Annotated in this window: 6 protein-coding genes, 6 tRNA genes and 2 rRNA genes; all 14 read right to left on the bottom strand. The window is 40.5% G+C overall.

What is annotated here, in order from left to right:
- Position 1: 1 nt before the first annotated feature.
- The 14 genes from LN051_RS03050 to LN051_RS02985 all read right to left on the bottom strand — a co-directional run bounded on the left by LN051_RS03050 (position 2) and on the right by LN051_RS02985 (position 11,613).
- Positions 2 to 853, bottom strand: coding sequence for an HAD family hydrolase (locus LN051_RS03050; RefSeq protein ID WP_229293132.1), 852 nt, complete (start codon positions 851 to 853; stop codon positions 2 to 4).
- A gap of 218 nt (positions 854 to 1,071) precedes the next feature.
- Positions 1,072 to 2,874: a glutamine--fructose-6-phosphate transaminase (isomerizing) gene (glmS, locus tag LN051_RS03045; protein ID WP_229293131.1), complete on the bottom strand. Its 1,803-nt coding sequence runs from the start codon at positions 2,872 to 2,874 to the stop codon at positions 1,072 to 1,074.
- Between the two features lie 603 nt (positions 2,875 to 3,477).
- Positions 3,478 to 4,827 (bottom strand): phosphoglucosamine mutase, encoded by a 1,350-nt coding sequence (glmM, locus tag LN051_RS03040; protein WP_229293130.1) that lies wholly within the window; start codon positions 4,825 to 4,827, stop codon positions 3,478 to 3,480.
- A gap of 27 nt (positions 4,828 to 4,854) precedes the next feature.
- The gene (locus LN051_RS03035) at positions 4,855 to 5,787 is read right to left on the bottom strand and encodes a CdaR family protein (RefSeq protein WP_229293129.1); all 933 of its coding nucleotides are present in this window, start codon (positions 5,785 to 5,787) and stop codon (positions 4,855 to 4,857) included.
- A complete protein-coding gene (cdaA, locus tag LN051_RS03030) occupies positions 5,788 to 6,594 on the bottom strand; it encodes a diadenylate cyclase CdaA (RefSeq protein ID WP_229293128.1) in 807 nt (268 codons plus the stop codon).
- A 164-nt stretch (positions 6,595 to 6,758) separates the two neighbouring features.
- Entirely contained in the window at positions 6,759 to 7,664 is a 906-nt protein-coding gene (gene rocF / locus LN051_RS03025; protein WP_229293127.1) for an arginase, read from the bottom strand.
- A gap of 292 nt (positions 7,665 to 7,956) precedes the next feature.
- A tRNA-Lys gene (locus LN051_RS03020) sits at positions 7,957 to 8,029 on the bottom strand.
- A 3-nt stretch (positions 8,030 to 8,032) separates the two neighbouring features.
- Positions 8,033 to 8,107: transfer RNA gene (locus LN051_RS03015), tRNA-Gln, on the bottom strand.
- 5 nt (positions 8,108 to 8,112) lie between these two features.
- Positions 8,113 to 8,196 (bottom strand) — tRNA-Tyr (locus tag LN051_RS03010).
- Between the two features lie 20 nt (positions 8,197 to 8,216).
- A tRNA-Val gene (locus tag LN051_RS03005) sits at positions 8,217 to 8,292 on the bottom strand.
- Between the two features lie 10 nt (positions 8,293 to 8,302).
- Positions 8,303 to 8,374: transfer RNA gene (locus LN051_RS03000), tRNA-Glu, on the bottom strand.
- Between the two features lies 1 nt (position 8,375).
- Positions 8,376 to 8,450, bottom strand: a tRNA-Asn gene (locus LN051_RS02995).
- Positions 8,451 to 8,461: 11 nt separating this feature from the next.
- Positions 8,462 to 8,576, bottom strand: a 5S ribosomal RNA gene (gene rrf / locus LN051_RS02990).
- 111 nt (positions 8,577 to 8,687) lie between these two features.
- A 23S ribosomal RNA gene (locus LN051_RS02985) occupies positions 8,688 to 11,613 on the bottom strand.
- Positions 11,614 to 11,719 lie beyond the last annotated feature (106 nt).

The raw sequence follows: 11,719 nt of genomic DNA, 5'->3' as shown, positions 1-11,719 counted from the left end.
ACTATAATAAATGACTTTCTAAAAATTTTGCTGCGCCGTCTTCATTATTATCAAAATCTGTTTCATACATTGTGCGCGTTTTAATATGTTGTTTTGCATTTTTCATTGCTACTGTAACCTTACCTACCTCAAACATTGACCGATCATTATCACTGTCCCCTATAACCAATGTTTCAGAGATATCGATGTTGAAATACGCACACATTTCTTTAATAGCTGTCCCTTTATTAATTCCATATTTCATTGTTTCGATGTTATTTTGTGTAGAGTTGGAAACTTCAATTTTAAGTGTTTCCACCTGAGCTAACATTTGATTTCGAAATGCCTCAATTTTGTTTAATTCAGGATGAAACAAATAAATTTTGGAATATCCCATTCCTGTAGGCACATGTTGCCTCCACGTTAATTTCCCTTTAATTGCTTCATGTCGAGATAACCACTCACTTTCTGCAACTTGTTGAGGTTTTTCACCTTGTACTAAGGCTAACATCCATGCTTGATCTTCAGTTAACGCAAAACGGGGCGCTTTAAATGGAAATACTTCATAGTAAATCCCCTCTTTTTGAGCGCTTTGAACGATAGTATTTACTGCTGATTCACTTAAATCATGTTCAAATAAAACTCGATTACCGATATGCCCTAATGTACCATTTGAAGAAATAATACCGTCAAATTCAAGGTCTTTTGGAATTAATAAATATATCTCTTCATATGCACGACCTGTAGCTAAAAATACACGATAGCCTGATGCCCTAAGCTTACGAATCACACATGCTGTTTCTGCTGACGTACGGTTATTTTCGTGAAGTATTGTTCCATCCATGTCTAAAAATATTGCCTTTACCTCTTTCATCAACTCTATCCTTTCCACATAAGCTTACTTTCAATTATTTCATGTTTCACACTACCAATCAAACCTTCCACACCAACCAAATGTACCCATCTCTTTACTTCAAAATATACCATGCCCATATTCTAATCAAATAACACCCTACTTTAATATAAAGGGAGCGAGACTTTGTCTCGCTCCCTCAAGGATACCATAGCTTCTTAAGAACTATATGTTTTAGTTTATTCTACTGTTACTGATTTCGCTAAGTTACGAGGCTTGTCAACATCTAAATCACGATGTAAAGCAGCATAGTACGAAATAAGTTGTAACGACACAACAGAAACAAGTGGTGTCAATAAATCATATACGTGAGGAATAACGTAAGTATCTCCTTCTTTTTCAAGACCTTCCATAGAAATGATACATGGATTTGCACCACGTGCCACAACTTCTTTCACATTACCTCGAATAGATAAGTTAACACCTTCTTGTGTTGCTAACGCAATCACTGGTGTACCGTCTTCAATTAATGCAATTGTTCCGTGTTTTAACTCTCCACCAGCAAAACCTTCAGCTTGAATGTAAGAAATCTCTTTTAACTTTAATGCCCCTTCAAGGCTGACATTGTAATCCATTGTACGACCAATAAAGAAAGCATTGCGTGTTGTTTTTAAGAAATCTGTTGCAATTTGTTCCATTTTTGGTGCATCATCTACGATTGTTTCAATTGCCGTAGTTACTTTCGCCAATTCACGCAATAAGTCAATATCCGCTTCACGACCATGCTCTTTTGCTACAACTTGTGAAAGGATTGATAACACCGCGATTTGTGCTGTGTATGCTTTCGTAGATGCCACGGCAATTTCTGGGCCGGCATGTAATAACAATGTGTGGTCCGCCTCACGAGATAACGTTGAACCTGCAACGTTCGTAATCGTTAACGATTTATGTCCTAATTTCGTTGTTTCAACGAGTACTGCACGACTATCTGCTGTTTCACCTGATTGAGAAATATAGATGAACAATGGTTTTTCAGAAAGTAATGGCGTATTGTACACAAATTCAGATGAAACATGTACTTCTGTTGGTACGCCTGCCCACTTTTCTAAAAATTCTTTACCAACAAGCCCTGCATGGTAACTTGTACCTGCCGCAATGATGTAAATGCGATCTGCTTCATGTACATCTTTGATGATTTCTGGATCAATTTTTAGGTTACCTTCTTCATCCTGATATTCTTGAATAATACGTCTCATTACAGCGGGTTGCTCATGAATTTCTTTTAGCATGTAGTGACTGTATACACCTTTTTCAGCATCTGAAGCATCGATTTCAGCAGTGTAACTTTCACGGTCAATGTGATTGCCTTCTAAATCTTTAATAACCACGCTATCACGTTGAACTAATACAATTTCTTGATCTTTTAATTCTTTATATTCACTTGTCACTTGAATCATTGCTAAGGCATCTGAAGCGATAACATTAAAACCATTCCCAATGCCTACTAATAAAGGTGACTTATTTTTAGCAACATAAATTGTTTCTGAATCTTCACTATCTAATAAGCCAAGTGCATAAGAACCATGTAATAAACTGATTACTTTTGTAAATGCATCTTCTGTAGATAAACCTTCATTTGAGAAATGTTCTACTAATTGAACAATAACTTCTGTGTCTGTATCTGATTTTAATTCAACATTTGGAATATACGCTTGTTGTAATTCTTCATAATTTTCAATAACTCCATTGTGAACTATTGTAAAACGTTTACTTGATGATTGGTGTGGGTGAGAGTTGTCATAATTTGGTACACCATGAGTTGCCCAACGTGTGTGTCCAATCCCCGTAGAACCATCGCCTGCTTTTTCAGTTTCTTTACGTAATTCTGCAATTCTACCTTGCGCTTTCGTAACTGTCACACCTTGTTCGTCACGTGTTGCAATACCAGCTGAATCGTAGCCACGATATTCTAATTTTTCAAGACCACGTAATAAAATTTCTTTCGCATTTTGCGTTCCAATATAACCTACAATTCCACACATAATTTAAATTCCTCCACATTGAAATAACGGTGCTTAATTTTAAAATTTACAAAGGTCACCATTCTGATTTAATGATGAGACTCTTTTCTAAATTTAAGCATCGTTTTCCTCTTATTATTTTTCTAGTTGGCGATCTTACTAACTTTGTCCGACAAGTCACCTTATCGATTTAATTAATAAGCTAACGAATGAGCCACATCCGGGATAGCATCCGCCGAATCAGTTCGATCACTATCCTCCTCGTCTACAAGTCAATAAAATTAACCTCACATACCTTCTGCTATTAAGGTATTGAGTTATGTTAAATAACTAACTTGTGCTGGCGCTTTTATTGTTATACCTCTATCCTCCCTTCCTAAACAATATAATTTATTTTACACTTTCCGCTTTATGTATTGCAAATAATTCCTCATACATTCGCAGAAAAACGAACTTAATTAACTTTAGTAGTGCTTGAAAAAATTGACTTCGTAAAATCATGCTTTTAAATTAAAGCTATCATAGCCTCAGATGCATATCTTCACAGCTAAACTCATAAACATCATATTACAACAATATATATAATAAAACACGAGAGCATCCACTCTCGTGTTTTATTCGCCATTATAATCCCATTTTTGCTTCTACAACATCGGCAATCGTTTGTGCAAAACGATGTGCATCTTCATCCGTTTTCGCTTCAACCATAACACGTACTAAAGGTTCTGTTCCAGAAGGACGAACGAGTATACGACCTTCTCCGTTCATTTCTCTCTCAACGTCTTGCATCACAGCTTGCACATCTTCATTTTGTTCCACGCCATGTTTATCAGTAACGCGCACATTTACTAAAGATTGTGGATATTTTTTCATTTGTGCAGCAAGCTCACTTAACGGTTTACCAGAGCGTTTCACCACTGCGGCAAGTTGAATACCTGTTAATAAACCATCGCCTGTTGTGTTATAATCCATCATTACAATATGGCCAGATTGTTCTCCTCCTAAATTGTAATTTCCTCGACGCATTTCTTCAACAACGTAGCGATCGCCTACTTTCGTTTTGTTAGAAGAAATATTTTCTGCTTCTAACGCTTTGTAAAAGCCAAGATTACTCATGACAGTAGAAACGATCATATTATCATTTAATTCATGATTTTTTGCCATTTCTTGGCCGATAATGAACATGATTTGATCACCATCAACAATATGGCCATATTCATCCACAGCAATTAAACGGTCCCCATCGCCATCAAAAGCCAATCCGAAATCCGCTTCTGCTTCAACCACCTTTTCAGCTAAAGCTTCTGGGTGTGTCGAACCAACACCATCATTAATGTTGTAACCGTCTGGGCTACATCCCATCGTTACAGTGTCTGCTTCTAAATCACCAAATAAGAATGGTGCAAGTGAAGCTGTAGAACCGTGGGCGCCGTCTAAAGCGATTTTTAATCCTTCTAGATTGACATCTACCGTTGATTTTAAATAACTTAAATATTTTTGAGCACCTTCAAAATAGTCTGAAGTATGCACAATTTGTTGACCAGTTGGTCGTGGTAGGTCAGGTGATGCTTGATCTAATAGTTGTTCGATTTCGTTTTCTTGATCATCTGAAAGTTTAAAACCGTCCGAACCAAAGAATTTAATTCCATTATCCGCTACAGGATTATGGGAAGCAGAAATCATAACGCCTAGCTCTGCTTCCATTTCTCTCGTTAAATAGGCTACACCTGGCGTTGAAATAACGCCTAAACGCATCACTTCAGCGCCTATGGATACAAGACCTGCAATTAATGCGTTTTCAAGCATTTCACCTGAAACCCGTGTATCCTTACCAACAAGGACACGTGGATGATCTTTATCTTGATGATGCGCTAAGACATAGCCACCATAGCGACCAAGTTTAAACGCAAGTTCTGGAGTTAATTCTTGGTTAGCAACGCCTCTTACACCGTCTGTACCAAAGTATTTACCCATATTTCATTTCTCCTTTATTTCACATCATTAATTTACTTTAATTTTAGCTTTTGCCTCTGATGGTTTAGCATGAATCACACCACTTGGTAAGTCAAATTTAACATCCCTACTTGTGGTTGTCGAAACGCCATTTACATCAACTTCAGCTGATATTTCATCAATGTCTTCTAAATCTTTTCGATTGCCATAAATATCTATCGTATCTTCATCAAGACTAACATCTTCAATAGACGTCCCTTGTTGAGGTTCACCTTTACGGACCACTTTAACCTTCACTTTTTTATGATACGGTTCAACGTCTACTGTTAAATCTACAGATGATGGTACAATTTGAACGTCTAGCTTGTTCATATTTTTATCAAATACAGCAACTTTTGCTTGAGCTGTCGTCTTTTCAGATATACCTACATCGTTCGTATAACTTGCTTTAGCAAACGCTATGCGGTCCAATTGCTCTTTGCCGCCAACTACTTTTACAGTTTTAGGAGCTACAGATTCATCTTTGACCATATAATTCGGGTCTATCGCATAAGGACTCGTATTCGGTTCGACTGCAATCGTTCGACTTTCTTTCTTTTCAATAGATAGTGTCGCTTCTTTAGGATAAACACGATAATTAATATCTCTGTCTAATCCTCTTACTTCGAATTCTACTGTTTGCTCTCCAGGACTCGCATTAGATACATCTAATGTTACTTTATAATCTTCAATTTTTTGAGCTTGTAAAATTTTAGATTGAGGCCCGCTGAGCTCAACATCTACACTATCCGGTGCACCTGAAACATATAAATTTTTGTTGTTATTAATTACTTCAACAGGTACATTTTTAATTGTTTTATTGCCATCATTTGAAATGCTGTCTGTACTAAAAGACTCACCAAAGACATTCTTGACTGACAAAAAGAGCAATAGCGCTAATATAAATGCAAAAAATCGTAGTCCCCATTTTGACTCAAACATTTAATTCACGCCTTTCTTTGAAAAATGTGTTCCGAACCAATGTTCAGTTAAAAGTTCTTCAAATGCTTCAACAGAAATATCTTTACGTAATTTACCGTCAAATGTCACTGAAATAGAACCCGTTTCTTCAGAGACGACAACCGTAAATGCATCAGAAACTTCTGATATTCCTACAGCTGCACGATGTCTTGTCCCTAAACTTTTTGCAATTTTAGGACTATCTGACAGTGGCAAATAACTTGCGGCTGTTGCAATTTTATCCCCTTGAATAATCATTGCACCATCATGTAAAGGAGTATTAGGAATGAACACATTTGTTAACAGTTCTTGTGAAATATCAGAGTGCATCGGAATACCTGTTTCTATGTAATCTTGTAGTCCCGTCTCTTTTTCAAACACAATGAGTGCACCAATACGTCGTTTTGCCATATATTGAACTGCTTTAGATACGGATTCCACGAGTTTTGGTACTTCAACTGAAGATGTCATCGCATAACGTTTGAACAAACTCCCTCTTCCAAGTTGTTCTAACGCACGTCTAATCTCAGGTTGGAAAATCACAATAATTGCAAGGAACCCCCATTGCATTACTAAATCAAATAATCTTGAAGTCGTCGTTAAATGTAAATACTCACTAATCCCTTTACCTACCAGTATAAATAAAATACCCTTTAACAATTGAATTGCCTTAGTTCCTTTAAATACGGTAATAAGGAGATAAATGACATACCATACAATTAATAAATCTAGAATACCAGTGATGACCTCAAGTGTACTCAAATTTTGAAAGAGGTTAGAAATTTGCATAGCATCTCCTCCGGTAATCTATTCCCATAACCCATATTATACCAAGCATTAGAGTCACTGTCATATATCAAAATAGCCTTGATTTATTTTTATCTTCAAATAAAAAACTGTTATCGTATTTTCGTTACCATAACAGTTTTTTTAATGATTCATTTATAAAACAATTACAATAAGCTTTCGCCAAAGAAAGAACCTAATAATGCCACTGCTTGTTCAGCAGTTTTGTTGCCTTCGTCTAGTAATGGGTTAACTTCAACTAAATCCATTGAAGTAATTAGTCCTGATTTTTGAAGCTGTTCTAACGCAAAATGACTTTCTCTATATGTTAAACCACCTGGCACTTTCGTTCCTGTCCCTGGAATTTCTTCTGGGTCTAAAGCATCAACATCAAGAGATAAGTGTACGCCGTCTGTACGATCTTGTAGGTACGCTATACTTTCTTGAATAACAGTTTTAATTCCCATTTCATCAATTTCTGCCATTGTATACGTTTTAACATTGTGTTCTTTAATGTACGAACGTTCTCCAAAGTCTAAATCGCGCATACCAATTAAAACAACATTTTCTGGCTTCACTTTGGGCGCAAAGCCACCAAGTTGAACAAGCGCTTCTTCTCCCTCTCCCGCAAGCACACGTAATGGCATACCATGCACGTTACCTGATGGAGATTCTTCAGGTAAATTAAGGTCACCGTGAGCGTCATACCAGATAACTCCTAACTCTTTGTAATGCTCACTTACACCAGAAATAGAACCAATAGCTAAAGAGTGATCTCCACCTAAAATAACAGGGAAGTGATTGTTTTTTATACTTTCTGAAACTTTCTCTTTTAAATTATTTGAAAATGTTAAAATTTCGTCGTAATTTTGTAAACCTTGTTGTTGAGAATGGAACTTTTCCAAATCTATCGCAGGTGTATCGACATTACCGCTATCAATCACATCATGTCCAATACGTTTTAAACGTGCAACTGCACCTGCATAACGAATCGCATCTGGTCCAAAATTAACACCTAATTTCTTTTGACCAAAAGTTGTAGGTGCTCCTATGATTTCAATCGTTTTATTCATATGTATAAAACCCCTTTTTTTATTTTGGTTGTACCTAGAAATCTCCCCAAACCTTCTAAGTACAATCCTAAAAATATCATAAGTCTTTATATTCCCAATATCAAGCCTTCTTTCAATGCATATAAGCTATATAAATTCATTGTTATGTCATATTATGAATCTTTATTTAACTTATATAGCAAATAACTTCAAATTATGTATGCTACAGGTCCTTTTTATACATACAAAATTTTTGGAAAATTGAGATTAAAGAGCGTAAAAAAAGACCTTATCCTAAGATAAGGTCGATAAGTGAGCCATAGAGGATTCGAACCTCTGACCCTCTGATTAAAAGTCAGATGCTCTACCAACTGAGCTAATGGCTCTTATGGCTGGGCTAGCTGGATTCGAACCAGCGAGTGACGGAGTCAAAGTCCGTTGCCTTACCGCTTGGCTATAGCCCAATAAATGGTGGAGGGGGGCAGATTCGAACTGCCGAACCCGAAGGAGCGGATTTACAGTCCGCCGCGTTTAGCCACTTCGCTACCCCTCCGCGTATAAAATTTAATAAAATGGTGGAGAATGACGGGTTCGAACCGCCGACCCTCTGCTTGTAAGGCAGATGCTCTCCCAGCTGAGCTAATTCTCCATTAAATTAGTGACCCCTACGGGACTCGAACCCGTGTTACCGCCGTGAAAGGGCGGTGTCTTAACCGCTTGACCAAGGGGCCATGGCTCCACAGGTAGGACTCGAACCTACGACCGATCGGTTAACAGCCGATAGCTCTACCACTGAGCTACTGTGGATTAATCAAAATGCTTGGCAACGTCCTACTCTCGCGGAACGTAAGTCCGACTACCATCGGCGCTAAAGAGCTTAACTTCTGTGTTCGGCATGGGAACAGGTGTGACCTCTTTGCTATTGTCACCAAACAATGTTTTACTTTGTGTCAAACGTTTTCACTTCGTAAAGTGACTTTGAATGTTATACATTCAAAACTAGATAGTAAGTAGATTTTCACAAGCATTACCTTATGAACTAATTTGATTAAGTCTTCGATCGATTAGTATTCGTCAGCTCCACGTATCGCTACGCTTCCACCTCGAACCTATTAACCTCATCATCTTTGAGGGATCTTATAACCGAAGTTGGGAAATCTCATCTTGAGGGGGGCTTCATGCTTAGATGCTTTCAGCACTTATCCCGTCCATACATAGCTACCCAGCTATGCCGTTGGCACGACAACTGGTACACCAGAGGTATGTCCATCCCGGTCCTCTCGTACTAAGGACAGCGCCTCTCAAATTTCCTACGCCCACGACGGATAGGGACCGAACTGTCTCACGACGTTCTGAACCCAGCTCGCGTACCGCTTTAATGGGCGAACAGCCCAACCCTTGGGACCGACTACAGCCCCAGGATGCGATGAGCCGACATCGAGGTGCCAAACCTCCCCGTCGATGTGAACTCTTGGGGGAGATAAGCCTGTTATCCCCGGGGTAGCTTTTATCCGTTGAGCGATGGCCCTTCCATGCGGAACCACCGGATCACTAAGTCCGTCTTTCGACCCTGCTCGACTTGTAGGTCTCGCAGTCAAGCTCCCTTATGCCTTTACACTCTATGAATGATTTCCAACCATTCTGAGGGAACCTTTGAGCGCCTCCGTTACACTTTAGGAGGCGACCGCCCCAGTCAAACTGCCCGCCTGACACTGTCTCCCAACTCGATAAGAGTTGCGGGTTAGAAATCCAATACAATTAGGGTAGTATCCCACCAATGCCTCCACGTAAGCTAGCGCTCACGCTTCTAAGGCTCCTACCTATCCTGTACAAACTGTACCGAATTTCAATATCAGGCTACAGTAAAGCTCCACGGGGTCTTTCCGTCCTGTCGCGGGTAACCGGCATCTTCACCGGTACTATGATTTCACCGAGTCTCTCGTTGAGACAGTGCCCAAATCGTTACGCCTTTCGTGCGGGTCGGAACTTACCCGACAAGGAATTTCGCTACCTTAGGACCGTTATAGTTACGGCCGCCGTTTACTGGGGCTTCGATTCGTAGCTTCGCTAATGCTAACCACTCCTCTTAACCTTCCAGCACCGGGCAGGCGTCAGCCCCTATACGTCACCTTACGGTTTAGCAGAGACCTGTGTTTTTGATAAACAGTCGCTTGGGCCTATTCACTGCGGCTCTTCGAAGCGTGAACCTCAAAGAGCACCCCTTCTCCCGAAGTTACGGGGTCATTTTGCCGAGTTCCTTAACGAGAGTTCGCTCGCTCACCTTAGAATTCTCATCTTGACTACCTGTGTCGGTTTGCGGTACGGGCACCAATCTTCTAGCTAGAGGCTTTTCTCGGCAGTGTGAAATCAACGACTCGAGGAAAACTTGTTTCCTCTCCCCATCACAGCTTGACCTTAATGAGTGCCGGATTTGCCTAACACTCAGTCTTACTGCTTAGACGTGCACTCCAACAGCACGCTTCGCCTATCCTACTGCGTCCCCCCATCGCTTAAAACGAATCATGGTGGTACAGGAATATCAACCTGTTATCCATCGCCTACGCCTGTCGGCCTCAGCTTAGGACCCGACTAACCCAGAGCGGACGAGCCTTCCTCTGGAAACCTTAGTCAATCGGTGGACGGGATTCTCACCCGTCTTTCGCTACTCACACCGGCATTCTCACTTCTAAGCGCTCCACATGTCCTTGCGGTCATGCTTCAACGCCCTTAGAACGCTCTCCTACCATTGTCCTGAAGGACAATCCACAGCTTCGGTAATATGTTTAGCCCCGGTACATTTTCGGCGCAGTGTCACTCGACTAGTGAGCTATTACGCACTCTTTAAATGATGGCTGCTTCTAAGCCAACATCCTAGTTGTCTGGGCAACGCCACATCCTTTTCCACTTAACATATATTTTGGGACCTTAGCTGGTGGTCTGGGCTGTTTCCCTTTCGAACACGGACCTTATCACCCATGTTCTGACTCCCAAGTTAAATTATTTGGCATTCGGAGTTTGTCTGAATTCGGTAACCCGAGAGGGGCCCCTCGTCCAAACAGTGCTCTACCTCCAATAATCATCACTTGAGGCTAGCCCTAAAGCTATTTCGGAGAGAACCAGCTATCTCCAAGTTCGATTGGAATTTCTCCGCTACCCTCAGTTCATCCGCTCACTTTTCAACGTAAGTCGGTTCGGTCCTCCATTCAGTGTTACCTGAACTTCAACCTGACCAAGGGTAGATCACCTGGTTTCGGGTCTACGACCAAATACTCATTCGCCCTATTCAGACTCGCTTTCGCTACGGCTCCACATTTTCTGCTTAACCTTGCATCAGATCGTAACTCGCCGGTTCATTCTACAAAAGGCACGCCATCACCCATTAACGGGCTCTGACTACTTGTAAGCACACGGTTTCAAGTTCTCTTTCACTCCCCTTCCGGGGTACTTTTCACCTTTCCCTCACGGTACTGGTTCACTATCGGTCACTAGAGAGTATTTAGCCTTGGGAGATGGTCCTCCCAGATTCCGACGGAATTTCACGTGCTCCGCCGTACTCAGGATCCACTCAAGAGGGAATATGTTTTCGACTACAGGATTTTTACCTTCTCTGATTAACCTTTCCAGGTTATTCGTCTAACATGTTCCTTTGTAACTCCATAAGAGTGTCCTACAACCCCAACAAGCAAGCTTGTTGGTTTGGGCTCTTCCCGTTTCGCTCGCCGCTACTCAGGGAATCGATTTTTCTTTCTCTTCCTCCGGGTACTAAGATGTTTCAGTTCTCCGGGTCTACCTTCTCACATGCTATGTATTCACATGCGGATAACACGACATAACTCGTGCTGGGTTCCCCCATTCGGAAATCTCTGGATCACAGCTTACTTACAGCTCCCCAAAGCATATCGTCGTTAGTAACGTCCTTCATCGGCTTCTAGTGCCAAGGCATCCACCGTGCGCCCTTAATAACTTAATCTAGACGTGTTGATAAGCGTTCGCATTCTTATTCATCACGGCACAAATCACTCAGTTACTTACGCAAGTAAGCGCCTTCGTTCTTGTTTGTGATTCATAGACTGACA

This window comes from Staphylococcus ratti (genome assembly GCF_020883535.1).
In the GTDB taxonomy this organism is placed as follows: Bacteria; Bacillota; Bacilli; order Staphylococcales; family Staphylococcaceae; genus Staphylococcus; species Staphylococcus ratti.
This window is presented reverse-complemented; position numbering and strand designations above follow the sequence as displayed.

Coding starts and splice junctions, on each gene's coding strand:
- LN051_RS03050 (WP_229293132.1), bottom strand. CDS start 853: ATGAAAGAGGTAAAGGCAATATTTTTAGACATGGATGGAACAATACTT.
- glmS (WP_229293131.1), bottom strand. CDS start 2,874: ATGTGTGGAATTGTAGGTTATATTGGAACGCAAAATGCGAAAGAAATT.
- glmM (WP_229293130.1), bottom strand. CDS start 4,827: ATGGGTAAATACTTTGGTACAGACGGTGTAAGAGGCGTTGCTAACCAA.
- LN051_RS03035 (WP_229293129.1), bottom strand. CDS start 5,787: ATGTTTGAGTCAAAATGGGGACTACGATTTTTTGCATTTATATTAGCG.
- cdaA (WP_229293128.1), bottom strand. CDS start 6,594: ATGCAAATTTCTAACCTCTTTCAAAATTTGAGTACACTTGAGGTCATC.
- rocF (WP_229293127.1), bottom strand. CDS start 7,664: ATGAATAAAACGATTGAAATCATAGGAGCACCTACAACTTTTGGTCAA.